The sequence below is a fragment of the Proteus mirabilis HI4320 genome, from assembly GCF_000069965.1.
Classification (GTDB): Bacteria; Pseudomonadota; Gammaproteobacteria; order Enterobacterales; family Enterobacteriaceae; genus Proteus; species Proteus mirabilis.
Map to the genome: position 1 here is coordinate 1336664 of NC_010554.1, position 26393 is coordinate 1363056.

General features: G+C 36.6%; 25 protein-coding genes. 16 read left to right on the top strand and 9 right to left on the bottom strand.

Annotation, left to right across the window (positions count from 1 at the left end; genetic code table 11):
• Positions 1-75: 75 nt before the first annotated feature.
• On the bottom strand, positions 76-1164 hold the full coding sequence (gene mnmH / locus PMI_RS06095; RefSeq protein ID WP_012367929.1) for a tRNA 2-selenouridine(34) synthase MnmH: 1089 nt from the start codon (positions 1162-1164) through the stop codon (positions 76-78).
• 303 nt (positions 1165-1467) lie between these two features.
• Between mnmH and PMI_RS06100 the strand changes: the two genes are divergently transcribed.
• From PMI_RS06100 to PMI_RS06140, 9 genes are all read left to right on the top strand, one after another.
• A complete protein-coding gene (locus tag PMI_RS06100) occupies positions 1468-1749 on the top strand; it encodes a YtcA family lipoprotein (RefSeq protein ID WP_004242955.1) in 282 nt (93 codons plus the stop codon).
• Positions 1750-1752: 3 nt separating this feature from the next.
• Positions 1753-2793, top strand: a complete 1041-nt coding sequence (mdtN, locus tag PMI_RS06105) for a multidrug transporter subunit MdtN (protein WP_004242957.1) — start codon at positions 1753-1755, stop codon at positions 2791-2793.
• The gene (locus tag PMI_RS06110) at positions 2780-4636 is read left to right on the top strand and encodes an FUSC family protein (RefSeq protein WP_012367930.1); all 1857 of its coding nucleotides are present in this window, start codon (positions 2780-2782) and stop codon (positions 4634-4636) included. Before mdtN ends, PMI_RS06110 begins: the two co-directional genes overlap by 14 nt.
• Complete coding sequence (locus PMI_RS06115; protein WP_004242959.1) at positions 4633-6108, top strand: TolC family protein; 1476 nt, start codon at positions 4633-4635, stop codon at positions 6106-6108. The genes PMI_RS06110 and PMI_RS06115 overlap by 4 nt, the downstream gene beginning before the upstream one ends.
• Before the next feature lie 57 nt (positions 6109-6165).
• Positions 6166-6564: a DUF6122 family protein gene (locus PMI_RS06120; protein ID WP_004242961.1), complete on the top strand. Its 399-nt coding sequence runs from the start codon at positions 6166-6168 to the stop codon at positions 6562-6564.
• Between the two features lie 91 nt (positions 6565-6655).
• Entirely contained in the window at positions 6656-8008 is a 1353-nt protein-coding gene (gene yegD, locus PMI_RS06125; protein WP_004242963.1) for a molecular chaperone, read from the top strand.
• A gap of 137 nt (positions 8009-8145) precedes the next feature.
• Positions 8146-9171: a threonine aldolase family protein gene (locus PMI_RS06130; protein WP_012367931.1), complete on the top strand. Its 1026-nt coding sequence runs from the start codon at positions 8146-8148 to the stop codon at positions 9169-9171.
• Between the two features lie 172 nt (positions 9172-9343).
• Positions 9344-9607 (top strand): YjbD family protein, encoded by a 264-nt coding sequence (locus PMI_RS06135; RefSeq protein WP_004242966.1) that lies wholly within the window; start codon positions 9344-9346, stop codon positions 9605-9607.
• Positions 9608-9966: 359 nt separating this feature from the next.
• The gene (locus tag PMI_RS06140) at positions 9967-10566 is read left to right on the top strand and encodes a LysE family translocator (RefSeq protein ID WP_012367932.1); all 600 of its coding nucleotides are present in this window, start codon (positions 9967-9969) and stop codon (positions 10564-10566) included.
• 61 nt (positions 10567-10627) lie between these two features.
• Here the strand turns inward: PMI_RS06140 and xylB are convergent, their stop codons facing one another.
• From xylB to PMI_RS06160, 4 genes are all read right to left on the bottom strand, one after another.
• Positions 10628-12082, bottom strand: coding sequence for a xylulokinase (gene xylB, locus PMI_RS06145; protein ID WP_012367933.1), 1455 nt, complete (start codon positions 12080-12082; stop codon positions 10628-10630).
• A gap of 78 nt (positions 12083-12160) precedes the next feature.
• Entirely contained in the window at positions 12161-13477 is a 1317-nt protein-coding gene (gene xylA, locus PMI_RS06150) for a xylose isomerase (protein ID WP_012367934.1), read from the bottom strand.
• Between the two features lie 10 nt (positions 13478-13487).
• A complete protein-coding gene (gene nhaC, locus PMI_RS06155) occupies positions 13488-14963 on the bottom strand; it encodes a Na+/H+ antiporter NhaC (protein ID WP_012367935.1) in 1476 nt (491 codons plus the stop codon).
• A gap of 6 nt (positions 14964-14969) precedes the next feature.
• Positions 14970-16139: a MalY/PatB family protein gene (locus PMI_RS06160; protein WP_012367936.1), complete on the bottom strand. Its 1170-nt coding sequence runs from the start codon at positions 16137-16139 to the stop codon at positions 14970-14972.
• Between the two features lie 188 nt (positions 16140-16327).
• On the opposite strand from PMI_RS06160, the gene PMI_RS06165 reads away from it, so the two are divergent.
• Positions 16328-17497 carry a XylR family transcriptional regulator gene (locus tag PMI_RS06165; RefSeq protein ID WP_004242974.1) on the top strand — a complete coding sequence of 390 codons (1170 nt, stop codon included), beginning with the start codon at positions 16328-16330 and terminating at the stop codon, positions 17495-17497.
• A 12-nt stretch (positions 17498-17509) separates the two neighbouring features.
• Here PMI_RS06165 and PMI_RS06170 read toward each other — a convergent pair whose 3' ends face one another.
• Positions 17510-17794, bottom strand: a complete 285-nt coding sequence (locus PMI_RS06170) for a VF530 family protein (protein ID WP_012367937.1) — start codon at positions 17792-17794, stop codon at positions 17510-17512.
• Positions 17795-17898: 104 nt separating this feature from the next.
• Positions 17899-18966 (bottom strand): alpha/beta hydrolase family protein, encoded by a 1068-nt coding sequence (locus PMI_RS06175; RefSeq protein WP_012367938.1) that lies wholly within the window; start codon positions 18964-18966, stop codon positions 17899-17901.
• A gap of 221 nt (positions 18967-19187) precedes the next feature.
• Here PMI_RS06175 and PMI_RS06180 point away from each other — a divergent pair, with 221 nt between their 5' ends.
• Complete coding sequence (locus tag PMI_RS06180) at positions 19188-19502, top strand: antibiotic biosynthesis monooxygenase family protein (RefSeq protein ID WP_004248086.1); 315 nt, start codon at positions 19188-19190, stop codon at positions 19500-19502.
• 33 nt (positions 19503-19535) lie between these two features.
• Positions 19536-20237 (top strand): ArsR family transcriptional regulator, encoded by a 702-nt coding sequence (locus PMI_RS06185; protein ID WP_012367939.1) that lies wholly within the window; start codon positions 19536-19538, stop codon positions 20235-20237.
• A 490-nt stretch (positions 20238-20727) separates the two neighbouring features.
• Here the strand turns inward: PMI_RS06185 and PMI_RS06190 are convergent, their stop codons facing one another.
• Positions 20728-21126 (bottom strand): hypothetical protein, encoded by a 399-nt coding sequence (locus PMI_RS06190; RefSeq protein WP_012367941.1) that lies wholly within the window; start codon positions 21124-21126, stop codon positions 20728-20730.
• Positions 21127-22109: 983 nt separating this feature from the next.
• Here PMI_RS06190 and PMI_RS06195 point away from each other — a divergent pair.
• Positions 22110-23237, top strand: coding sequence for a hypothetical protein (locus PMI_RS06195; RefSeq protein WP_012367942.1), 1128 nt, complete (start codon positions 22110-22112; stop codon positions 23235-23237).
• A gap of 134 nt (positions 23238-23371) precedes the next feature.
• Here PMI_RS06195 and PMI_RS06200 read toward each other — a convergent pair whose 3' ends face one another.
• Positions 23372-23881 (bottom strand): GNAT family N-acetyltransferase, encoded by a 510-nt coding sequence (locus PMI_RS06200; RefSeq protein ID WP_012367943.1) that lies wholly within the window; start codon positions 23879-23881, stop codon positions 23372-23374.
• A gap of 154 nt (positions 23882-24035) precedes the next feature.
• Between PMI_RS06200 and PMI_RS06205 the strand changes: the two genes are divergently transcribed.
• The 3 genes from PMI_RS06205 (at position 24036) to ydfG (ending at position 26298) form a co-directional block, all read left to right on the top strand.
• On the top strand, positions 24036-24527 hold the full coding sequence (locus PMI_RS06205; protein WP_004242988.1) for a hypothetical protein: 492 nt from the start codon (positions 24036-24038) through the stop codon (positions 24525-24527).
• A gap of 258 nt (positions 24528-24785) precedes the next feature.
• The gene (gene osmB / locus PMI_RS06210) at positions 24786-25007 is read left to right on the top strand and encodes an osmotically-inducible lipoprotein OsmB (protein WP_004248092.1); all 222 of its coding nucleotides are present in this window, start codon (positions 24786-24788) and stop codon (positions 25005-25007) included.
• A 541-nt stretch (positions 25008-25548) separates the two neighbouring features.
• Positions 25549-26298 carry a bifunctional NADP-dependent 3-hydroxy acid dehydrogenase/3-hydroxypropionate dehydrogenase YdfG gene (gene ydfG, locus PMI_RS06215; RefSeq protein WP_004242991.1) on the top strand — a complete coding sequence of 250 codons (750 nt, stop codon included), beginning with the start codon at positions 25549-25551 and terminating at the stop codon, positions 26296-26298.
• Positions 26299-26393: the final 95 nt, after the last annotated feature.

Sequence of the window (26393 nt, forward strand, 5' to 3'; positions counted from 1 at the left end):
CTTTATTTTCTACTTATCTTTAGGGATATATACTAAAATTCGATTTATTTTTTATCCTATTTTCTTGCGTGGGAATTAATGGTTAGCAAACCATTGTTCAACTTCTTCATAGCTACCCGTATAGATAATTTTATCTTGTTTTTTACTTAACTGGTAACGATACATAGGATCGTAATATTCTTTTAGTAAAGGCGATAACCATGAAAAATGCACTTCTGTATTCGCACTTATTTTTTGTGCGGCTAAAGCATTATCAAGTAATTGGGTTAACTCCGCGGCTCTTTGAGCACCTAATCGACGTCGAATAGCATACAATCCATGATGCAAATAATCACTGTATTCTTGCCAACCTTTTTCTTCACCATACGCTTCAATAAAGTCATGAGTCATACGATCAAAATATTCTTCTTTGAGTCTTGCCATACGCCGCTCAAATGGATCATCCACCACAACCAAATGGGCTGTTGCCATTTGTATACGCAAACTTTCCGGTAAACCATTAGCACCAATAGCACGGCCTTCGTCTTCGAGTACCCAGCGGGAATGATAGGAGGATTTTTTTAACATATCGACAGCAAGGTAGTTTTCGAAAGTCGCTTGAGCAAACTGAGCCTCAACAGTGCGACCAAATGAGGAGCCTCGATGATGAGCGAATCCTTCTAAATCAATTCCCTCTGGTAAAGAGCGTACTAAGGTTGTTTTACCATTACCTGTACAACCACCAATTAAGATAATAGGGCGTTGTACTAGCTCATTGGTCATTTCGATCGTCGCTTGTCTTAACGCTTTATATCCACCTTCAATTAAAGGATAATCGATGCCTATTTCAGCTAACCATTTTTGAACAATGTGTGAACGCATACCGCCACGAGCACAGCAAATAAATCCGGAAGGAAAACGCTCGCAAGCCTCGCGCCAAGCAGCAACACGATGTGCTTTTATCTCGCCTTTAACTAATTGATGCCCCAACTCTACCGCTTTTTGAGAGCCATGTTGTTTGTAGCAAGTCCCTACAGCCGCACGCTCTTCATTATTCATTAAAGGTAGATTTATTGCGTTGGGCATCGCTCCTTGATTGAATTCTATTGGCGCACGAACATCAATAATCGGTGTTTCATTGGCAAGGAGTCGGCGTATATTTTGAGCAGAAAGCGTTGATTCCATAATAAAAACTATAATATCTAAACAGGCAGAAAGATTGTCTACTATACTCTTAAAATTACCTAATAGCACACACAGAGCACGTTTTTGTGAGTAATAAAATCAAACTCTATTTAACCAGCACTGCGGCATTATTTTGAAAAGCGTATTTAAAATAAAGAAAATTGAATTGATCATAAATAATTCAACTACAATAACCTTATGCTATTTTTAGCAAAATAATATAAGTCACTTTATTACAACTAAAAATATTATAGTATTGATAGCTATGAATGGATTTAATCATAAAATGATAGGTGCATTACCTTGAACTTAATAAAAAAACATCATCGAATTATCAGCTTAACTGTGATGACTGTATTGTTGACGGGCTGTTCACAAGGGCATTCTCCTTTTATTCCTATGCTAGGTGCTTATTTTCCCTATTGGATGTTATGTACATTTATTGGCCTATTAGGTGCTTTTTGTCTACGGGTTTTACTTATCTACTGGGGAATTGATGATAAATTGCCAGTACCTTTGTTATTTTATTTTGCGATTATGTTATCAATTTCTTTAACTATCTCCTTACTTTATTTTACTTATTAAACTATGGATAAAAAAATTAAAAAAAGCCTAGCACGCGTGATCACCATTATTGTTTTTTTGATAACGCTCATTTTATTATGGCAAAGTATTCATATATCGGCATTAAATCCTCTTAGTGAAGATGCCATCATTGATGCAAATAAAATTAATATCTCAGCCTCGGTGCCTGGACGCATTGCTGCTGTTTATGTCAAAGAAAATAGTAAAGTCAAAAAAGGCGATTTACTGTTTACACTTGATCCCACAATGTACGCACTCAGGGTAGAGCAAGCAAAAGAGCAACTACAGATTGCACAAGCGACATTAAGCAATAAGCAACGTATTATTATTGCGGAAACATCCAATTCAGAAGTGGCACAAGAGCAAATAAAACGTGCGCAGGTCAATTTATCATTAGCCACACAATCATTAAATCGATTAGAACCTTTATTAGCAAAAGGCTTTGTCACAGCACAACAAGTCGATGATGCTCGGACGTTAAAACATGATGCTGAAGTGACATTAAAACAAGCACAGAAACAGAATGTGGCATCTGAAGCACTTATTAATAATACCGATTCAGAAGAAGCATTAGTCAAGTCATTAAAAACATCGCTTGCCATGGCAGAGTGGGAGTTAAGTAATACTGAGGTAAGGGCGCCAAGTAATGGATATATCGCAGGGGTCGTTTTATCTCCCGGTGAATTTATTTTATCAGGGCAATCTGTTTTTACCTTAATTGACTCTGATACTTGGTTTGCTTCGGCCTATTTTAAAGAGACAGATTTAAATAATATAAAAATTGGTAGCTGTGTGGTGATTTACTCCATGATTGATAATCAACACCCCATTAAAGGTAAAGTTGAAGGAATTAGTCGGGGGGTCATGTCGACCGATCTGATTAATATTCCAAGAGACTTACCTTATGTACCTAAATCATTAAATTGGGTACGGGTTGAGCAGCGTTTTCCTGTCAAAGTCATTATTACTGAACCACCAGAAGCACTCATGCGCATCGGTGCCACTGCTACTGTAAATATTGTACCTAACGATGATGACTGTTAAATCTTCGCTGATAGCAAAACAAGTCAAACAAGATTTATTACCTTTTGACTATCGGTTCGCCACTACGTGGCGCATAGCGTTACTGTGTGCCTTAATGGCCGTGATCGCTATGGTTTATGAAATCCCTGAATCAGCAATCAGCTGTTATTTAATTATCTATTTGATTAAAGCGGATGCGGTACAAAATATATTACTCTCCCTTGGGGTCATTATTTTATGCTCCATTGTGGTTGGTGTGGCGTTAGTACTGTTTAATCTCACTATTCAAAATATTATTTTACGCTTCTTTTTTATGGCTTTTTTCTCAGCCATTTTTATGTATTTAGCTTCAGCAAGTAGTCTTGGTGATATAGGCAATTTAGTTGCTTTGGTGATCGCCTTTTTAATGACGCTAATTGAAGATATCCCATTTGGTGATGCTGCAACCAGAGGATTGCTTTATGCGTTATTAATGGCCGTTTCGCCGATGCTATTGGTGATTATATTCAATTATTTTTTTGGTATTAGCCCACGGAAATTACTGCTTAATAAAATTTCAACGCGCTTTATGGCAGCCCATGATTTTTTCTTAGGGAAAAAAACTAACCAGATAACGCTGAATGAAATACTAGGAACACAAGCAGAATGCCAACGTTATTTGATGGTTATGAAAATCCTTTATCTATTAGGTAAAGAAGATATCCAATGGTTAGAAAACATGGTTGATAACTCCTATGCAATATTAGTTATGTCAATAACAATGGATGACAATACCTCAACATCGTTACGTTTTATGTTAGCGAAAAGATGTAAATATATTGCGGACTGTTTTGCCAACCACTCGTTAGATAACATTAAAGATAGTGTGCAACGTCTTCAGCCAATAAATAGAATCGCTTTATTGGCTAAATTTAATACTATTTTGCTAACAAAACGAACCACTAAACCCATTAAAAAAGCCACACCCTTTTTTGTAAGCGATGCATTTAGTAATCCTAATCATAAATACTTCGCTATTAAAACAACTCTTGCCGCTATTTTATGTTATTTGTTTTATGATTATTTTAAATGGCAAGGTATCCATACAGCGATGATCACTTGCTATGTGGTTGCACTTACTTCAGTGGGCGAAACGGTTCATAAACTTACACTAAGAATAATAGGGTGTCTGATTGGCGCATTAATTGGCATGATCTCACTGCTTTATATTATTCCTAATATTTCTGATATTTTTCAGTTGATGGTATTGATCTTCTTCTGTCTTTTACCTGCAGCCTGGGTTGCCGCCGGTAATGAACGTATCTCTTATGCTGGCGTACAAGTAGGCTTAGCCTTTTTGCTAACGACACTACATGGCTTTAAACCGAGTTTTGATATGGATGTGGTTTCCGACCGTATTTTGGGTATTTTATTAGGCAATATTGTTATGTATGTCATTTTTACTCGAGTCTGGCCCGCGAGTATCGTCAATACAATATACAAACAGCTCGCCACGATTTTAGATGACTATACAAAGTTAAGATGCTCTGCCAATAAAAGTGAGTGTTTAGATTTAGTCGCCTCTATTAATGAGACTATTGCACAATCTAAAGATAATATTGATTTACTGCTGTTTGAGAGAAAAGATAAAGAAAGAAACAAAGTACTCACCTTGTTTTTTAAACAGTCATTAAGCAAGATTTCTTACATCAGTCGCCATAGTTATGCTGATAGGTTTATTTTTGATGATAATGGAGAGTATTCCGATACACTGCCTTTATCTCCAGATGATTTTAAAAAAAATGTCTTAACTGAAGAAATAAAAATGTTGCCCATCAATGAAAGAGAACAAGTATTTAAACAGTTAATAAGAGAAAATAGATGATGATAAAATCGGCCATTAATCATAAAAAATATATTCTATCATCGTGGTTAAGTTTATTACTTGTTGGATGTATTGATACTAGCGATTATGGGAAATACTCAGCACAACAACCGATGCCTTATAATAATACAAACTATATGGCAGCTTCTGAGCAATACCTCGCCACACCTCAGCAAGAGCAAACCACTAAAACGAGCTATGGATTGGCCGAGCTTATCGATCTTGGTCAGCAAAATAATCCTGAAACACGGATTGCTTGGTTATTAGCGAAAAAATCAGCCACCGATATTGGTATGGTAGAAAGCACTTATTTGCCGATTATTACCGCAACGGCATTGGCAGGCTATCAAAGAGGAAAAGTAGATTTACCCGCCAATCCAATTGTTGATGATATTAAAACATCAAACAGTGCTTTTATTCCAGCGTTAACCTTTAGATGGCTTATTTTTGACTTCGGCAAACGAGGAGCTTTAGCCGATGCCGCTAAACATGCTTCTTTGGCAACAAACCTTAATTTTAATCTGATGCATCAAAAAATAATTCATGATGTTTCTGTTGCCTATTTTAGTTATGGTGCGGCCCTTAAAAAAGTCACTCTTACCCAAGAGGCACTGCAAAGAAGCAAAGATATTTTATATGCCATAGAGCAAAAACGTGCGCGGGGATTAGCAACCGTATTAGATGTTGCTTTAGCCAAACAACAAGTTGCCCAAGTAGAATTACAACATGTGTTAGCTAAAGGTCATGAAAAAGATCAATATCAGTTATTACTGTCTGCAATAGGTGTCTCTCCCTTTGAAAAGATAAAAGTGAATTATGATAATGACGCGCGCTTACCTGATGATATTTCCCCATTGACTCACGATGTGATAAAAAAAGCGTTATCACAACGCCCTGATATTTTAGCTCACTATGAATTAGAGCAAGCGGCATTAAAAACGGCACGCTCTGTTGAATCTGACTATTTTCCTAAAGTGTATCTCGCCGGTGCTCTTGCTGGTGGTTCGGGGCATTTTGATGTTCAGGGGTTACCTGAAATTAGCCAACGAACTTCATCGTCGAATATTTTAATTGGCGTGAGTATTCCCTTATATGAAGGGGGCATGCGTCAGTCGCGAATGAGCAATGCTCAATCAGATATCCAATTAGCACAAGAAAATTTGCGCAAAAGCCAAGATACGGCAATCAAAGAGATCTCTCTCAGTGAGAATGCGTTAAGATCGGCCCTTGAAGCAAACAAAGCGGCTAAAAATCTCGTTGATACCGCACAATTAAGTTATACCGCCAGTGTCGATTTTTTTAACAATGGACTAGGTACAGTAACGGAGATTAATACCGCAGAAATTGCACTATTAAATGCACAACTCTCACATATAGATGCTTATACAGGCTCATTAATTGCCGCAGTAGATTTAGCCTTTGCTTTAGGGGATATTGATCAGGGCTTACCTAATATACACCTTGATAAATAGAGATAATCACCTTATAAAAAGGGCTGCCTATCAAATAATAAAGCAATAGAGACTTTTGTGATCTTTGAAATCGCCAGAACAATAATACATTATGGTTTACATTTTTTAGCGCCAATAGCACTCGCTTATCTATTTTGGGGTAAAAACTGGCGGCTTGCTGCGCTTCTTATGATGAGTACGATGGCAATAGACATTGACCATTTGTTTGCAACGCCAATCTTTGATCCCAATCGTTGCAGTGTTGGTTTTCATCCATTGCATACTCTATGGGCTGCCATTGTCTATATCGTTTTATGGTTTATTCCTTCTTGGAAATGGAAAGCCATTGCCGTTGGGTGCTTATTTCATCTATTAACCGATTCTGTTGATTGTTATTTAGGTGGTTTAAAACCTGATATGGCTATAACAATAAGCTGTAATAAACTTTATTCGCCAGAAACGCCATTCGAATATTAAAAGACAAAACACCACAATCTGGTAGTAATTACAATAAGCTTGATGTAGAGTGCTCAGTCTTTTTTTTAACGAAGTCTAGCTGGGAGGCGATATGTTTATTGGCTTTGACTATGGAACATCAAATTGTTCTGTGGCAATAATGAAAGAGGGGAAACCAACGCTATTACCTTTAGAAGGTGAGAATGTTTATATTCCATCTACTCTTTGTGCGCCAACCCGTGAATCTGTTTCCGAACATTTATTTCGCCACTTAAATATTAAACCTACCAACTCTATTGGCGAACAACTATTAAGAAAATCAATCGCGTTTAATCGTGATGAAGATATTGAATTAGTGCCTGAGGATATTGTTTTCGGTCAGGCGGCATTAAGTTTGTATCTAAAAGATCCCCGTGATGTTTATTACGTCAAATCGCCTAAATCTTTTCTTGGTGCCTCAGGTTTACATGAGATACAAATCAGCTTTTTTGAAGATTTAGTGTGCGCCATGATGGCCAATATAAAACAACAAGCGGAACAAAGCACCCAAGAAACCATTACTGATGCCATGATTGGTAAACCTATTAACTTTAATGGGTTAGGGGGAGAAGCTGCTAATAAGCAAGCTGAACGTATTTTAATTAATGCAGCTAAACGAGCCGGCTTTAAACAGGTTTTATTTGAATTTGAACCGGTAGCCGCTGGTTTAGAATATGAATCCACATTAACCAAAGACCAAACAGTCTTGGTAGTTGATATTGGTGGTGGTACAACGGACTGCTCATTGATTCAAATGGGCCCTAGCTATCGGGGTAAAACCGATCGTGCCAGTACACTATTAGCGCATAGTGGACAACGTGTGGGTGGTAATGATCTTGATATTTATCTAGCTTTTAAACAGCTAATGCCTTTATTTGGCATGACAGGGCTAACTTCATCGGGCATAAAATTACCGCTAAAACAATTTTGGGATCCTATTGCCATCAATAATGTTGAAGCACAAAAAGATTTTTATTCTCAACAAAATTTAGCGGCATTAAATCAACTACGTCGTGATGCTCAAGAGCCAGAAAAGATAAAACGCTTAATTGAAGTCTATAATGAAACACTAGGATATGGCATTGTCCGCAAAGCGGAAGAGGCGAAAATGGCATTATCAGATTGCCATACCTATTTAGCCAGCATCGCGTTATTAAGCGAAACATTAGAAACCAATATCACTCGCCAGCAAATGGTTGAAGCCATTGGCTCCCCTAAAGATAAGATGATTGATTTGGTCAATGATGCCGTACAACAAGGGGGCGTAGTACCTGATGTGGTGTTTATGACCGGAGGCTCTGCGCGTTCACCGATTTTATGTCAAGCTATCGAGCAACAGTTACCTAATGTGCCTATTGTAAAAGGTAATGATTTCGGCTCAGTAACCGCAGGATTAGCCCGTTGGGGTGAAGTTTGTTTTAAATAGGCGGTTTTAAATCGCTCTATTTTTAAATATATTAGACTCAGCATGTGGTGTTTATTTGATAATTTGTCAATTAAAGGCCATATGCTTTTCTTTTATCTATAATAGACAGACCAAACACAACATAAATAGGAGTACACGTGTACCGCTTCCAAAATGATTATAATGAAATTGCACATCCTGCGGTCATGAAGGCAATTACAGATACAGTAGGTCAACGTTATGATGGTTATGGTATGGATACCCTTTGTCATCAAGCTAAAGAATTAATCAAACAGCGAATTAAACAACCCGAAGCGCAGATCCATTTTTTTAATGGTGGCACTATCACTAATTTAACCGCTATTTCTCACTTTTTACGCCCACATCAAGCAGTAATTTCTGTCAGCACCGGGCATATTGCGACTCATGAGACGGGAGCGATTGAGGCAACAGGCCATAAAGTGATCACCACTTTTTCTGCTGATGGTAAATTGACCCCAGATTTATTGAGGCCGATCCTCGCTGAACATAACGATGAACATTGGGTGCAACCTAAACTTGTTTATATAACCAATGCCACTGAAATTGGCACGGTATATCGTAAAGCCGAATTACAAGCGTTACGCGAATTTTGTGATGCACATAATTTATGGTTATATCTTGATGGTGCACGTTTAGCGACAGGGTTGATGTCTGATAATAGCGATCTGACGATTGAAGATATCGCACACTTAACAGATGCTTTCTATATTGGCGGCACGAAAATTGGTGCTATGTCAGCAGAAGCATTAGTGATTTGTCATCCTGCATTAAATTCTGATTTTCGCTTTAGCTTAAAACAAAAGGGCGGATTACAGGCAAAAGGTTGGTTATTAGGGGCACAATTCGCGGCATTATTTAGCGACGACCTCTACTTTAAATTAGGTAAACATCTCAATGAGATGGCCTCACAATTAGCCGCATTCTTTACTGAGCATGGTTTTGATTTTTTAGCACCAGCAGAATCTAACCAAGTGTTTGTCATTTTACCTAATGATATTGCAGAAAAGCTAACGCAGCAGTTTGTTTTTCATCGCATATTACTTGACGATCCACAGCTAAGCTGTTTGCGCCTTTGTACTTCTTGGGCAACAACACAACAAGATATTGATGATTTTAAAGTTAAATTTCTTAAACTTATTTAATCGGTCTATCTGTTAGTTTAATCCTTCACTCACTTTATGATATTACGCGTGTAATAAGCGCGTAATATCTATCTCGATCGCGTTTTACTATCAAAAAAGGCAATTGATTGATTGTGAGTCGTTGAAATGATGTTATATTAAAGACTCCTTTCTCAATACAGGGTGTGATTGTATGAAAAAGCTGACTCTTCAAGAGATGACAGATGCCCAACAGATGCGCGTTAGAACCAGGATCGGTCAAGAGAGAAAGAAATTGGGGCGTGAATTAACTAACGCCGAAATGAATAAAGTGAAAGATGCTATTATTACCGAAATCTCCCTCGAAGTAGAAAAAGCCAGCAAAAAAGCCCTTTCCCAGAAGAAAAAACAGAAATTAGTCTCTAGTGATGAAACCTATAGCTGGTCTGCCCAAAACCATCGTCGCGGGTATCGTTAGCAATAGCTATTATATTAGCCCTAATATATCAATATATTTATTAGGGCTAATAGTTATATTTTCTTGAAAGGTATCAGAATAATATATTTGTAGGGCAGGCTATATCTTCTAGTAATAAGTCACCTTCAATTACCTTATTATATAATATCGTTATTTTAACTTATCATACCGTAGAAAATTCCATATAATAGAATAAAAGCTGAAACTTATCCATATGGATAGACAAATTCCTAAAATAATGAATTTCTCTAGCGCTAAGTATTACCATTCCTATAAAATTAAGCACTAGTTGGTAAATAAAAAAAGAAAAGGCAATTTAATATCTCCTTATTCATTATTTATTGATTAGAATTTTATATATGACTTTCGACATTTTTTTATCATTAGCCATATTTTCATTTGTTACTTCAATTACACCAGGCCCGAATAATATTATGCTTCTAGCATCAGGTATTAACTTTGGCTTAAAGCGTACAATGCCTCATGCTATCGGTGTGTCTCTCGGTTTTTTTGTGATGTTATTGGCTGTGGGGATAGGCATAGGAGCACTTATTAAATCATCGCCCATTATTTACAATATATTAAAATATCTCGGAGCGCTGTATTTATTGTGGTTAGCTTGGAAAACGGCAATTAGTCATTCTGTTGAGCAAAATAGTAATAAACAAGGCTCACCGTTAACCTTGTTAGAGGCTGCATTATTTCAATGGATTAATCCTAAATCATGGATGATGGCGATTTCAGGGATAACATTATATACCTCACCACAATATCCTTATATTTCAATGTTGTTAGTTGCTATTATTTTCACATTAATTAATTTTCCTTGTGTTGCTATATGGGCCACTTTTGGTCATAGCTTACGAGAGCGATTAAAAAATCCCAAAATATTAAGGCTATTTAATTTTATTATGGGTGGTTTATTAGCATTAAGTGCTATTTCTGTATTATTCCAATAAATAGAAAAGGGCAAGTATCATCTCGCCCTTTGTATAACCCTGATGTTAACGCAATATTGTTTTATATTTTCATTGTTTCAATAAGTGTGTAGAGCTTTTTAAAGGCATTATATTTATCTTGATATGCCTTATGTTTTTCTAAATTGGGAACATGACGTGTTTCAAGTTTTGGCTGAGAAAGAATAATTTGTGATAAATGAGCCGGATTTATCGCTAATTGCGCCAGTCTAGCAGCTCCCAGCGCGGGACCAACATCACCACCTTGACGATAATCCAAGGTTTTTCCTGTAATATCAGCTAGTAATTGTCGCCAATATTCACTTCTTGCCCCTCCACCAATTAACGTTATATTGTCTGCGTGTTGTCCAGCCTTATCCGCCACTTCAATTCCTTGCCTCAACGCAAAACTAACACCTTCTAACACCGCTCGACATAAATCCGCACGCTGATGTTGGTGAGTTAACCCCCAAAATACACCTTTGGCATCCGCATTATTATAAGGTGTCCGTTCACCAGAAAGATAAGGCAAAAAGAGTAGGGAACTATCAGAATGAGCATGCTGTTCTATTTCTTTAAACATTGCACCAACATCACTGATCCCCGTTAATTGGCATGCCCAATCTAGACAAGAAGCCGCACTTAATATTACCGACATTAAGTGCCAAGTTTGTGGCAATGCATGGCAAAAACTATGTACCGCATTGTCACTGTTTTGGAGAAACTTTTCACTGACAACAAAATAGACACCGGATGTGCCCAAAGAGAGCATTCCTTGACCCGGTTGATATACTCCTACACCAATTGCACCCGCTGCATTATCACCACCACCCGCTATAATCGGCACTTGTTTCATTTGCCATTTTTTAGCAATTTCTGGCAGTAAGTAACCCGTTATCTGGTTACCTTCAAATAAGGTCGGCATTTGACATCGAGAAAGCCCCGTTGCCGCTAATAATTCATCACTCCAATCGCGTTTTTGCATATCCAACCACAGTGTACCCGCCGCATCCGACATATCACTGGCAAAATTACCACTCATTTTCCAACGTAGAAAATCTTTTGGTAATAGCACATGAGCAATCTGACAAAAGATCTCCGCTTCGTTTTCTGCGACCCATTGCAATTTAGGCGCTGTAAACCCAGGCATAACTAAATTGCCCGTAATTTCTTTAAATTGAGGGTACTGCTTTGCCAGTCGTAAACACTGTTTAACACTGCGACCATCGTTCCATAAAATAGCAGGGCGTAATATATTTTGCTGCGCATCAAGTAATACCGCGCCATGCATTTGACCACTGAGACCAATGGCTTGGATCTGTTCCATAGGTTGAGTACGACTCAGTTGTTTTATCGCTTCATCAGTTGCCTGCCACCATGCTTGTGGATCTTGCTCTGACCATTGAGGATGAGGGCGTGAGAGGGTTAAAGGTATAGAATGACTGGCAACGACATCACCTTGCTCATTCATGATGATCGCTTTAACACTTGATGTGCCTAAGTCTAGCCCTAAATACATGACGTTTTACCCCATGATCTTATGTTAATTAAATCAATAAACACAGCGCTACTCTGCTGTGTTTATCTTTTTATACCCTTAACCAAAAATATAACGATTCACTAAACTCTCTAGCATCTCTTGACGTCCGCTTTGTAAGCGGGGCGCTAAGGTATTGCTTTGTGCATATTTTGCCACTTCTTCAAGACTTAATTTGCCTTGTAGGATATTTTGGCCAAGTTCAGCACTCCATCCCGCATAACGTTGAGCAATAAATTTATCAAGTCCACCGTCTTGGATCATTCTTGCTGCAATACGTAATGCCATTGCCATGGTGTCCATTCCGGATATATGCCCATAGAAAAGATCGTATTTATCATTACTTTGACGACGTACTTTGGCATCAAAGTTTAATCCACCAGTCGTAAAACCACCGGATTTGAGAATTTCATACATAACTAATGCATTTTCTTCTACACTATTGGGGAATTGGTCTGTGTCCCAACCTAATTGTGGATCACCTCGGTTAGCATCGACTGAGCCTAAAATACCTAATGCAATAGCTGTGGCGATTTCATGATGGAAACTGTGACCCGCTAAAGTTGCATGGTTAGCTTCTATGTTCACTTTAACTTCTTTTTCTAAGCCAAATTGTTTTAAGAAACCATAAACTGTCGCAGTATCATAATCATATTGATGCTTAGTTGGCTCTTGTGGCTTCGGCTCGATGAGCAGTGTACCTTGGAATCCAATTTTATGTTTATGCTCAACAACCATCTGCATAAAACGACCAATTTGTTCCCGCTCTTGGCGTAAATCTGTATTTAATAATGTTTCGTAACCTTCGCGGCCTCCCCATAACACATAGTTTTCGCCTCCCAGCGTTTTTGTTGCTTTCATCGCTTCACAAACTTGAGTTGCCGCCCAAGCAAATACTTCTGGATCAGGATTTGTTGCAGCACCAGCTCCGTAACGAGGATGAGTAAAACAATTTGCAGTTCCCCATAATAATTTAACGCCCGTTTCTTGCTGTTTTTGCGCTAATACCTCAGTTATTGCTGCCATATTGGTGATATATTCATTAATGCTATTTCCTTCAGAGATAACATCAACATCATGAAAACAGTAAAAAGGTACATTGAGTTTATGGAAAAATTCAAAAGCAACATCCGCTTTACGCTTTGCTTGTTCTAGTGCTTCTCCCGGTGTCTGCCAAGGTCTATCAAACGTACCAATACCAAACATATCCGAACCATTCCAGCAGAAGTTATGCCAATAGCAGGCAGCAAATCGCAGATGATCTTCCATTCTTTTCCCTAAAATAATTTCATCTGGATTATAGTAGCGAAAAGCGAGAGGGTTATCGCTGGTGGTACCTTCATATTGAATTTGTTCAATTTTATCAAAGTAAGACATGGAACCGTCCTTATTTAGTATCAAGTTGTAATTCTGAATGTGATCCAAGCTCAGCAGTCATTTCTTCCTGCTCTTCTGGTGTTAATTTAGCAATGCCAAAACCGGTGAAACCCCATAACATGGCAAAGAAGATGCCACTCCAGCACAATACAGCCCAAGGCAAATAACTTAGGGTTGCAACACCTAATGTACCCGCCATATAAGCGCCGGCAGCAGTCCAAGGTAAGATAGGCTCAAAAATAGTGGCGGAATCTTCAACAGTACGAGCAAGGTTTTTAGGGTGTAAACCGCGTTCAATATACGCACCACGTAACATTTCGATAGGAATAAGAATAGAGATTTGTCCATTGCAAGTAACACCAATCATGGTCAGTCCACAGGCAATAGTCGCTAAGATCATCGATCCCGTTGAATGCACCATTTTTAGCAGTGCATGAACTATCACTTCTAATGCACCGCTTAAAGATAGAGTCCCCGCAAAGGAGAGTGCGCAGAAACAGATAAGTAGGGTGCTCATCATGGAGTTCATACCACCACGATTTAATAAATTACCTAATAATTCAGGTACTTCTTTACCTTGGATCATGGAGACATTAAAGCCATCAACGGCACTTTTTACGATATCATGTAAGCCAAATCCTTGAATAAGATAAGCATTCAACATCGCAATAGCGGCAGAGGCCAGCATAACTGGAATAGTCGGTTTTTTCGTGACCGAACCATATAAAATGACTAATACAGGAATAAGCAGGATCAAGTTGAAGTGGTAAATATTCTCCAACCCATTGGTAATTAAGGTAACTTTTTCAGGCACTCCTTGTCCTGCTAAATCGCCATTCATACCATAGACAGTCATGATAATCGCTGTGAGGATCAAGGAAGGTAATGTGGTATAAAGCAGGTGACAGATATGTTGATAAAGATCTATTCTGGCCGCCATTGCAGCAAGGTTAGTATCCCCTGATAGCGGTGAGAGTTTGTCACCAAAATAAGCACCAGCAACAACAGCACCCGCAGTTGCTGCAAGATTAGCCTCCATACCGACAGCAACGCCCATAAAAGCGACGCCAATAGTGCCCGCCGAGCCCCATGAAGTACCAGTACAAACTGATACTAATGATGTCACTAGCAGTGCTGTAACATATAGCATTTCAGGACTGATCATCTTTAATCCATAGTAGATCATCAGTGGAATGGTTCCTCCCACCATCCATGTCCCGATTAATAAACCAACGCTAATTAAGATCAGCAAAGCCGGCATCGTTTTGGCGATTTTTTGTGAGATAGCCGTTAAGATTTCGTCGTAACGATAGCCTAATCGTTTAACTAATAATGCCGCGACGACGGTTGATAACACCATTAGTGGTTCGGGAGGTAAATCAAAAGTGGCGTAACCTCCGCCTAATAGCACCACCATTGTAAATATAGGAAACAGTGACTCGAGAAGTGTAGGGGTTCTCGGATTATTTATCGTTTGCGTTTTCATTGTAATTTATTCCAAACTGGCGTGAGGTGAGGTACGAATAAGCCGAGTAAAAACGGTTTCTAATATTGAACGAGGTGTAGCAATATTAATGCGGAAAAAACCATCCCCAGCCGCACCAAAACCGCTTCCCCAACTCATTTCTACTTCGGCTAATGAAACAAACCAATGCTTTAATTGTTGTTCGGTTAACTGCATTTTTTGATAATTGATCCATAGCATGTAGGTGCCATGGCTTTGAGTAATAACCCAATCAGGAAAATAACGTGCACATTGCTCTTTTACCCACTGCCTGTTTTCAGCAAGGTAATGTTTAAGCTCCTTGATCCATTGTTGACCTTGTAAGGTATAAGCTTGTAAGAAAGCAGGGACAGAGAAGTAACCAGGATTATGAATACCTGCGGCAATTAAGCATTGTTTAAATTTCTCACGATATTCTGGATTAGCAATCACAATATTGGCTATTTCAAGCCCCGCTAAATTGAAGGTTTTAGCCGGTGATGTGCAAATAAAAGAGTGTTGCTCTACATAGCTACTTAAAGTTGATATAGGTCGATAAATGGCATTATCAAAAACAAAATCAGCATGAACATCATCAGAAATAATAAAAACTTTATATTTTTCAGCAAGTTTAGCAATTTTTAATAAATCAGCTTGTTGCCATACTGTTCCGGTTGGATTATGGGGAGAAAGCAATATAAAACAGACAGATTGTTTAAATTTATCTTCTAAATCGTCAAAATCTATTTCATAGCACCCATTATGATAAATTAATGGGCTTTCTAGTAGCTGGCGATGATTTACACAAACTGTATTGCTAATAGGATGATAAGCAGGTGACAAGGTTGTCACTTTATCGCCAATTTGAGTAAAATTTTGAATATAGAGAGAGACGGCTTGGATAATACGAGGGCAAAACACCACAGATTCAGGTGTAACATGCCAAGCATATTGAGATTTAAACCAATTTACCGCAACATTATTCCAATCAGAGCTAAGATCGGTATAGCCATAAATACCGGTTAAATTAAACTGACTGAGTTTGTTAATAATAAAATCTGGTGCAGAAATATCCATATCGGCAACCGATAATGGAATAACATTGGCGTTACTGTTGCACCATTTAGCACTGTAGGTATTTTGCCTAGAAATTAATTTATTAAAGTTATTCTGATTCATGAAAATCCCCTCGGCAATGTGGTTTAACAACAAAATACTCGTTGTACTTACTCTTGGTTATTCCTATTTTTTACTTTGCTATTACGAAATCTGACTTGTGTGATAGTAATCACATAGCCACGAAGGAGAATGCTGGCAAATACAAAGCTGTGGTTTAATGGCCAACATGGAAGAGTGGGTGATCTAATATGAAAAAAGATAAATATTTTCGTATCGTGCTGTTATTCAACGCTAATAAAGTCTATGACCGACAAGTTGTTGAAGGGGTAGGTGAATACTTGCAGGCGTCACAGTGCCATTGGGATGTATTTATTGAAGAAGATTTCCGCACTCGCCTTGATAATATTAATCATTGGGTTTGTGACGGCATTATTGCAGACTTTGACGATCCCATTATTACTCAACATTTAAGCCAATCACCCTTATCTGTTATTGGTGTCGGTGGCTCTTATCATCAAGCAAAAGATTATCCTTCTGTGCCGTATATTGCTACTGATAATTACCAATTGATTCATCAAGCTTTTTTACATTTAAAGCAAAAAGGGCTTAAACATTTTGCTTTTTATGGATTACCGGCAAAAAACTACCCGCATTGGTCTAATGAGAGAGAATATGCATTCCGGCAATTAGTTACTCGCGAAAAATACCCTGGCATCATTTATAACGGTATGGATATCACACAAGAGAATTGGCAACATGCACAGAATCGTTTATCTGACTGGATACAAACGTTGCCACCACAAACTGGTATTATTGCCGTCACCGATGCCAGAGCGCGTCATTTACTGCAAGTCTGTGATAACTTAAATATTAATGTGCCTGAAGAAATCAGTATTATAGGCATTGATGATGAAGATATGACACGTTATTTATCACGTATAGCGTTATCTTCTGTAGTACAAGGTTCACGACAAATGGGATATTTAGCCGCGAAGCTTCTGCATCAAATATTAGAAGGGCATCCAACCGAACAACTACCAAGAATATTAGTTCCTCCAGTAAAAATCATTGAACGTCGCTCAACAGACTTTCATTCATTTAGTGATCCTACCGTTGTACAAGCAATGCACTATATTTATTACAATGCTTGTAAAGGAATAAAAACTGAGCAAGTGTTAGACGCTGTAAATATGTCGCGTTCTAATTTAGAACAGCGTTTTAAGAAAGAAGTAGGGAAGACTATCCATGCCGTGATTTATGAAGAGAAGCTGAAAAGGGCGAAAAACTTATTAGCCACAACAACATTATCAATACAAGAGATTTCTTTGATGTGTGGCTATCCGTCGTTACAATATTTTTACTCTATTTTTAAAAAAGAGTTTGGCATGACACCAAAGGATTTTAGAGATGAGAATTAATAAAAATAACAATTATTTTTTATAGCGACTATTTGCCCAAGGATCACTTTCAGAATAATTGATTGTATCATCAAGGTTTTCTTCAACAAGATTTAGATATAGTGCTTCTACCTCAGAGCGCGCCCAAGGGGTTCTGCGCAAAAATTTCAAACTCGACTTTACACTTGGCTCGTTTCTAAAACAGTTAATTTTGATTCGTTGGCTTAATTTAACCCAACCATATTTAGCCACTAACGCATTAACTTGCATTTCAAGCGTGATACCGTGTAGTGGATCTTTAGAACGAGCTTCTGTCATGGTTTACTCAAATAGGTTGATAATAAAGCGTAGCAGAGTACAAGAAAGTAACACAAGAGACAACCAAAGTATAAAGCCATCTATATTGTTATTATGGTTAAAAATCATAAATTACAATCCATATTATAGGGAGAGAAATCCGGATTTTTATTTTTTATCCAATCGATAATAAGTGGTAACGAACCTTCAGTGTAAGCTTTACGGCCAGCCCACAGAAATTGTAATTGACGGTATATTGGCCAATCACTTTCTAATTGATAATTAAATTCTGGCACACGGAGTAATCCATGACTAGCATGAGGGAAAACAACAATATCAGCTTGATGATGAGTATTTAATATTGCACGATAGCGACAAGCATTAAGCTGAGCATTAACGTTTAAGTCATTATTTCCCCATACCGCTAATATACGACCATTCATTTTTCTTAAATAACTTGATGAATCACTTAAGTAATTTTTAACAACAAAATTAAATCGATCTTCACTCATATCATTGCGACGAGTGCGATCTTTTGTACCATGTAGTCCAAAAATATCATCATTTTCTTTTTGTTCTTTTGCCAGCAATTGTATAATTTCATCCGGTGTTTTTCCTTGCTGTTCATAACGCAATTTTTGATAATATTGTCCTTGTTCTCGCCAATTGACAGCACCACCAATAATCACAGAAAAAGCTGGTTGTGATTGACTAGCGGCGATAGGAATAACCCATCCGGCTTGAGAAAACCCTAAAAAACCTACTTGAACTTCGGGATAACGAAGTTGCATTAATTTTAATGCAGCTACCGTTTCTTCAGCGCGAGCTTCCATTGATTGATGTAGCCAGTTTCCTTGACTATCACCAATGCCTGCTTTATCCCACGAGAATATCGCGATATTTGCATCCAAAAATGTATTGAACAGAGGGTTGTAGCCACCATTTGAATAACGATCTTGAGGCCCATCACCATGAATAACAACGATAACCGCTGACGGAGTCTTATGTTGAGGAGTAAGAAGAGTTCCTGATAGACGGTTTCCTTGAGATAAAAAACTTAATTCTTCTTGATCTTTGTTTTCATAGTCAAAGTCTTGAATATGGCTTGTAAAAAATAATAGGGTGGTGATAACAAGCAGTAATAGAATAAATATAGCAATTATATATTTACCTACAGCATAATGAACTTTCATTATTTTTCTCTTACGTTATGTTTTTGCACATAAAAATCTGATAATACTACATTTTTTGTTATAAATATAACAAGTAACAAGTGCTTTTAAAGATATCATTGCTTAATAAAGATACTAACTTCATTTCTACTCTACATTCAGTACAGAGTAACATTTCAATAGGTATCGAAACGTTTATTATTTTCTTTGTTATCCTGCTTATTCTTAACAAGGAGAATAAAATGATCGCTGTTATCTTTGAAGTTCAAATAGCCACAAGTAAGCAGGGGCAATATTTATCTTTAGCATCTCAACTAAGACCATTACTAAACAACATTGATGGATTTATATCTATCGAGCGCTTTCAAAGCCTAGCGACGGAAGGAAAGCTATTATCGCTTTCTTGGTGGAAAAATGAAGATGCTATACTGCAATGGAAAAATAATATTTTGCACAGCAAAGCACAGCAGGAAGGTAAAAAGAGCATTTTTGATTTTTATAAAATAAGTATAGTTAAACTAGAACGTTGTTATGAGTTTACAAGTACTCACACGTAATTGCACCGTACTGGACAATAGAGCCGTTATAAGATGAATAATTACAAAACAAAAACGGAATATGAGCATACTTTGGAGTCAGCAATAGCCGCGGTTGGAGCCGCTATTGCGGATATTTCCAGAGTAAAAATACTCTGTGCTTTGATGGATGGAAGGGCATGGACAGCCACCGAGTTGAGCATTGTTGCGGATATCTCCGCATCTACCACAAGTAGCCATTTATCAAAATTACTCAGTAGCGGCCTTATTTCTGTGATCTCTCGTGGTAAATATCGCTATTTTCGATTAGCTAGTGATGATATAGCAAAAGTTATTGAAAATTTGATGAGCTTCTCAACAGTTCATGTATCACAAGCAAAAATTACCACCCCAGAACATTTAAGAAAAGCACGTACATGCTATAACCATTTAGCCGGTGAAATTGCCGTTAAAATTTATCAGGTACTTTGCCAAGAAGAATGGATAACAAAAGATGGAACAGAAATAACTGAATTCGGAGATAAACGCTTTAAATTGATGGGACTTAATTTCCAAGCAAAACATTCGCGCAATATTTGTTGTCCTTGTTTAGATTGGAGTGAAAGACGTTTTCATCTAGGTGGACAAATTGGCAGTGCATTACTTAATCATGCACAGACACAAGGTTGGATAAAACGCCACCAAGGATATAGAGAAGTGACGATTAATGAAAAGGGCAATAAAGCTTTTGCCCAATATTTTAATATAACAATATGATCTAGATGTAGGGGGATATCGTGCACAGATTAGTTATTAATAAAACCTGTATAGATATCGATAGAGTAATCGAATAAAAATCTCACACAAACATGCAATTAGTGGGATTAAGAATGAACCGTATATGATATAGATAGTCACTGTTATGTAGCCAAATTCACCAAGTAATGTCCCACTTCCTAAGTTAGAATTTTTGGGTAAATCGAAGTAGATATGTGTATACCATGCAAATAGAGATAAAAAATAAGGAAAAATAAAATAAAACAAACATTTATATAGTGAATTCATTTTTCCATTTAAAAAAACAAACACAGGTGTTATAACAATCAGATAGACAAGGTAGTAGTGACTTATAATATTAATATGACCGAATAATGCTATGGCATTCGTCGCATGCGAAAATATATTAAAAAAAAGCTGATGAGCCATTTCAGCATAATAAAAAAGCACACTGATAAATATTGATATATATGGTATTAGGGAGTTCTTATTAATACGCACCTGAAATGATTCCTCCTCGCTCTGGAAAATAGATATCAAGCAGTTGTTTTTTTAACTCCCAAGGAGAACGTATATAAATTGGAGTATCAAGATTACTAAATACACCACCAGATAACTTTAAAACATGAGTGATTCTAGTAGCACAAAATAAAGCATTAGCACCACCAAGTTCATAAATAAGTTTGGTAATGTGTTCAGCTTGTTCTCTCGGAATTACAAACTCTATAATAACGATATCATCACCATCCCATAACTGGTAAGAAAGGTAATCATCCCAATTGAAATCAGGATATTGAAAGAAATCACCTGACCCCCTTAATGTGTAAGAACCATCTTCACATTGATTATTTTTACATCCGGTATAGCTTCCAGCAGGATCATATAACAATGCATCTATAAGGCTAAATAAAAAACTATTACGATTTTGAATGGTGTAATATTCTTGTGACTTAGTTCTACTATATATTTTTATCTCTACATAGTAAATGTCATATCGAGTATCCCATAAAAATTCTCAGATTGGTTAGAAGTGGAGTTATTAAATTCTTAACACATATCTGAGTCAATAGGGCTTTGAAGCGCTAAATCATTAAAAGAAAGCATCCATAAAGTTATTGGTTATTACATGCCATTTAACATAATATACATTATGCGAACCACGATAGGTAAATACGGATAGTCGCTGAAATCTCTGTTTTTGGCTGATTGATTATGTTGGTTGGACCCAATGTTTTTTGTCTTTTTATCAGATACTACTTTAGAAAGGATTTTAATAAAGCCTTTTTAGATGTTTCTACCGTCAGTTAAGTTAGAAGGTTCTTGATTCACATAATCCACTATATGTATAAAGACGAACCTTCTCGATTGCGGTAAACCCCAACCCCATTCTACCGCAATCGCTCAGAACCCTTTTGTAACATAGCGTCACACATTATGCGAACCATGATAGGTAAATACGGATAGGCGCTGAAATCTCTGTTTTTGGCTGATTGATTATTCAATTGGACTTGGTCACTACTTTAGTATTTCCAACCGACTTTCTTTAATTTATATGCTGATGCTACATTGCTAGCCGAGGTTTGTTATAGGAAATGATGACATGTTCATAATATATAACACATCTCATATATAAGAGTGATTTTTGTATATTTCCTTGTTCGTCTTATTTCTATATTTAATACATCAGAATAGATAAAATTAAAGCTCCATTATAGTTAAAGTAAATTATTCCTATAGAGATAGTCGCATAAAGATAATCATATTGGAATATAAATATTTTTATGAATATTCCTTTTTTATATGCTAGGCTAATTTAATAAAAACCTTGTCTCTTAATAAGAAATAATTTTTAGTAAATTCCTAGGAACATTTATGAAAATGAAATACTCACCATTTTTTATATTACTCATGACAATAGGTACAACATTAAGCTATGCTACTGATGGTGAAATTAAAATAATGGCAGGGAAAACTGGCTATGTAGGCGAAGTTGTTCCAGTGACAAAATTAGCTGAAACCTTTCCTAAAAGTTTCACTGCCCCTTCGAGCGCTAATTATTATGCTAGGCTTGGTTTTCTGAGCCTTACCAACCAGACGGGTTATTGTGGTAGTACCGATGGGCTACAAAAAATACCTGAAATTAATGAATGGGGATTTAAACTAATAAATAAAAACTATCCTACCTCTGGCTATTTACTATTGGCGATAAATGGAAACATTGGAGGACAATATAAAACTAATAATTCAGGTATCCAAAATATAAAAGGAGTATTAACTCGATCTAAGTTGACTCGTTCAAGTTTATATAATGTAAGCAAAAATGGTTCTTTTTGTTGGGGACCTTCGGCTTATGATCAAGAAAATTTTTATGATCCTTCTTTTCGATCTTTTGTCTCTATCAGTATAAATAGTTATTCAGTTTATGCATATGGCGATATAAAACCTGGTATTTTTTCATTAGAAACTAGTTTTAAGTTGTCAAGAAATACAGCTAATAGCGTTGATGATAGTACTGCTTATTTTATCCGCCCTGGAGAAATTAAAGTTACGGCCTTAAGAAGCTGTAACGTGACAAGTAGTACTGAGACTAATATTAAATTTAAAGATCAATTTACATCAACATTTACTTCACCAACATTATTAGATACTTCACCAGTAAATTCCGTTAATGTTACATGTACTCAAGGTGGAAAAAACTATATTACAATAAAAGCTTATAATAGTCTTGTTAGTGGAAATATGTCTGGAATGCTTTTAAATGGAACAAAATCAAACAATCAATCAGAAGTTTATGTTGTTGCATCATTAAAAAATTTAACAAATCAAACATGTCAAGCGAATGATACAAGTGCCATTAGATTCTTTGATGGTCACTATATACCCAATATGGATAATATAAAATCCTTTAATCAAACTTTTCTATTTGGCCTATGTGCTAATGGCAAAGTTATAGCAGATAAATATTCAGGAGCTGTCGATGTTTCATTTATCGTTGAGTAATTATTCTGATAGAGCAGAAATCAGATATTAAAACCAATTTTAACTAAGTTTTTTATTAATATTTCTCTAAAGGTATAAATAGTAATTTTACACCTATTTATACTATTTACACCATTTGTCACACCACTTGTGAATTATACAACTTCCCCATTTAATTCTAATATATTTACATTCCAATTTTGACTACCTAATTCACACACCATACCACCGTCATATATAAATTCTTTCTTCTCATTATTCTCAATAAAACGGGTGAGATTTTTCATCGGAATATATCCAGAGGAGAGATAATAAGCATGAGAAACAGCAAATAAAATAGAAAAATTAACAGAATGCTCTTTCAGTATAGCATGAGCCATTTTTATTAATGATGCCGCAACGCCCTTTCCTCGGTATTTGTGAGCCACCACTACACAACTCAATATACCAATGGTTTCAGGAAATGAATCTAGGTAAACATCTCGTAAATAAACAGCTACATGTCCGATAACCTGATTATCATCAATTGCCAGTACCAACTTGTAAGGTATATCAACCTGATAAAAATTACCCTTCATATCCTCAAAAGCTGAATTTTGTAAGGCTATTGCTTGCTCCAGAATTTGTTCACTAACATCTGACCAACTATAACATTCAATTCTCATTTGATTTCTCGCTCTTATAAAACCCTTTATTTATTAATGGAATAATGTTAAATAATATTAATTATTTATTCTATTGGTGACCTATTGTTTTTCATTTATACTCCCCACCATTATAAACATATTTTTATAAAACACCTGTACAAATAGAGGACCAATGGAATATTTAAATACAAAAATTATTATCGGTAGTTCAATCATCGCTTTAGCAACACTGTATTTTGCTATTTATTTAATACTATATCTTATTAAATGCGTTAGGACTCAAACGCCTTTTACTTTAAGAAAAATATGGAAACAATGGTTATTGAGTAGTGTTATTGGTCTAATTGGTGCTTATATTGTACAACTTGGTGATAATCAAAGAAGAAGCGAATTTACCAAAGAAGAGGTTAGCTTTATGAATGAAAATAAAGCATATAGCCAATTTACCTCGGCAGACAAAGATCTCGCGTCAAAAATAACCCATAAATGTACTTACAATTCAGATGCTGTATTTGAACAATGTTTACCAAAAATACTGACTTGGGAAGCAAAAATTTATCAATCATATAATGCACATCGTAAAATTTCTGATAGTGAAGCGATAAAATATACAGAAGAAGAATTACGCGATAAGCATAATTACTGGATCAACAAAAAACGCTAACTCCCCGTCTGATCCGTTAGATTTAATAGGCTTAGAGTCTGTAAGTTATTTTAAGCCTATTCTTAATATCTCTCATTTTGTAATACAATGCTCATTGTATTAACTAACTTAATCAGATAGTTAGTTATTATTACTTTTTTAATGCTTTTTAATACGCATTTTAGGAGTATTGCACCCTATTCTTCCCGAATATTCTGATGCCAGTACGATTATGATAGCAGTAACTTTATAATGTTCTTTATACTGGAGCTTATAAAAATGAATATCACGTTTAAGAAAATTGGAACAATGTGTGTCGCTTCTGTTCTGCTTTTTTCACTTGCGGGTTGTTCAAGCATGACAAAACGCGATCGTAATACAGCAATTGGTGCCGGTGCTGGTGCTATAGGTGGTGCAATTTTAACAGATGGTAGTCCATTAGGAACCATTGGCGGCGGTGTATTAGGTGGTGTTATTGGCCATCAAGTTGGCAAAAAATAACTATTACCGTTATTTACTATGCTAAACTGAGCTTATAAATTTTTATAAGCTCAGATTCGAGCAATGACCTATATAGTAATCATAGTTACGAGTAAATGATGGTAAGAACGGCTCTATTGAAAATTAAAAATTTGATTATTTGGCTTTATCATCAGTTTAGCGATCTGCTCCATATCGCGGTGACTTTTGTACTCTGTTATTTTTGCTTTCTTTTATCTCCCACACTTACCATTGCCGTTATAGGCGTCGTGATTATTGTTGTAACCATGTTTTTATTAAGCCTATTTGTTTTGCCCTAGCTTTTTTATGACACCTCTGTATTAAACCTTCTCTACTGTGACACGAAATAAAAACCCCCTTTCAACCCACTTTGATCAGTAGTGAAAAACGTATAACTCAGTGATGATTAAAGTTAAAAATCTTTTACATTGGCAAAGAACCTTATCTTTCCCCTGATTTATCTCAAAGCTGCATTTTTCAACTTGACTCTTGTTAACGTTCGCTTTTTACTTTCAAAGATTAAAACAATGAGGATAAGTAAATGATTATATTTATCACCGGTGCTTCTGCAGGTTTTGGAGAAGCTATTGCTCGTCACTTTATTAACCATGGACACAAAGTTATTGGTACTGCGAGACGTCTTGATAAACTGCAAGCTCTTCATCAAGAACTGGGCGATCTATTCTATCCTTTACAATTAGATGTCACCGATAAAAAAGCAGTCAGTGAAATTTATCACCAATTACCAGAACAATGGCGCTCAATTGATGTATTAGTCAATAATGCAGGACTCGCTTTAGGATTAAGTACCGCTGATAAGGCCAATCTTGATGATTGGGATACTATGATCGAAACTAATAATAAAGGTTTAGTGCATGTCACTCGTGCATTACTACCCTCAATGGTTGAACGCAATGTCGGGCATATTATTAATATCAGCTCAACAGCGGCTTCTTGGCCTTATATGGGGGGAAATGTGTATGGTGCAACCAAAGCCTTTGTTAAGCAATTTAGCCTAGGCTTACGTGCCGATCTTCAAGGTAAAAAAATACGTGTTACTGATATTGAACCCGGTCTTGTGGGGGGAACTGAGTTCTCATTAGTACGCTTTAAAGGTGATACCGATAAAGTAGAACAAACTTATGCAGGAGCAGATGCGCTTACTCCTGAAGATGTTGCACAGGCGGTTTTTTGGACGGCAACATTGCCTGCACATGTTAATATTAATACGCTTGAGATGATGCCCGTCAGTCAATCTTTTGCCGGATTAAGTGTGCACCGACAAAATTAAACGCACTGAAAACTCATTTTTTGTTAAGGGATCATATATACTTGTTGATATAAAATAGTCATTGTTCAGTGCTACATAATTTTAGAGGATAGCCA

Bases quoted from the DNA above. Each gene is read 5' to 3' on its own strand.
- PMI_RS06110 (WP_012367930.1), top strand. From the start codon at position 2,780: ATGATGACTGTTAAATCTTCGCTGATAGCAAAACAAGTCAAACAAGAT.
- PMI_RS06170 (WP_012367937.1), bottom strand. From the start codon at position 17,794: ATGACAGAAGCTCGTTCTAAAGATCCACTACACGGTATCACGCTTGAA.
- ydfG (WP_004242991.1), top strand. From the start codon at position 25,549: ATGATTATATTTATCACCGGTGCTTCTGCAGGTTTTGGAGAAGCTATT.
- osmB (WP_004248092.1), top strand. From the start codon at position 24,786: ATGAATATCACGTTTAAGAAAATTGGAACAATGTGTGTCGCTTCTGTT.
- PMI_RS06180 (WP_004248086.1), top strand. From the start codon at position 19,188: ATGATCGCTGTTATCTTTGAAGTTCAAATAGCCACAAGTAAGCAGGGG.
- PMI_RS06160 (WP_012367936.1), bottom strand. From the start codon at position 16,139: ATGAATCAGAATAACTTTAATAAATTAATTTCTAGGCAAAATACCTAC.
- PMI_RS06135 (WP_004242966.1), top strand. From the start codon at position 9,344: ATGAAAAAGCTGACTCTTCAAGAGATGACAGATGCCCAACAGATGCGC.
- nhaC (WP_012367935.1), bottom strand. From the start codon at position 14,963: ATGAAAACGCAAACGATAAATAATCCGAGAACCCCTACACTTCTCGAG.
- PMI_RS06165 (WP_004242974.1), top strand. From the start codon at position 16,328: ATGAAAAAAGATAAATATTTTCGTATCGTGCTGTTATTCAACGCTAAT.
- PMI_RS06195 (WP_012367942.1), top strand. From the start codon at position 22,110: ATGAAAATGAAATACTCACCATTTTTTATATTACTCATGACAATAGGT.
- PMI_RS06185 (WP_012367939.1), top strand. From the start codon at position 19,536: ATGAATAATTACAAAACAAAAACGGAATATGAGCATACTTTGGAGTCA.
- PMI_RS06175 (WP_012367938.1), bottom strand. From the start codon at position 18,966: ATGAAAGTTCATTATGCTGTAGGTAAATATATAATTGCTATATTTATT.
- PMI_RS06115 (WP_004242959.1), top strand. From the start codon at position 4,633: ATGATGATAAAATCGGCCATTAATCATAAAAAATATATTCTATCATCG.
- PMI_RS06140 (WP_012367932.1), top strand. From the start codon at position 9,967: ATGACTTTCGACATTTTTTTATCATTAGCCATATTTTCATTTGTTACT.
- PMI_RS06205 (WP_004242988.1), top strand. From the start codon at position 24,036: ATGGAATATTTAAATACAAAAATTATTATCGGTAGTTCAATCATCGCT.
- xylB (WP_012367933.1), bottom strand. From the start codon at position 12,082: ATGTATTTAGGGCTAGACTTAGGCACATCAAGTGTTAAAGCGATCATC.
- yegD (WP_004242963.1), top strand. From the start codon at position 6,656: ATGTTTATTGGCTTTGACTATGGAACATCAAATTGTTCTGTGGCAATA.
- PMI_RS06200 (WP_012367943.1), bottom strand. From the start codon at position 23,881: ATGAGAATTGAATGTTATAGTTGGTCAGATGTTAGTGAACAAATTCTG.
- mnmH (WP_012367929.1), bottom strand. From the start codon at position 1,164: ATGGAATCAACGCTTTCTGCTCAAAATATACGCCGACTCCTTGCCAAT.
- xylA (WP_012367934.1), bottom strand. From the start codon at position 13,477: ATGTCTTACTTTGATAAAATTGAACAAATTCAATATGAAGGTACCACC.
- mdtN (WP_004242957.1), top strand. From the start codon at position 1,753: ATGGATAAAAAAATTAAAAAAAGCCTAGCACGCGTGATCACCATTATT.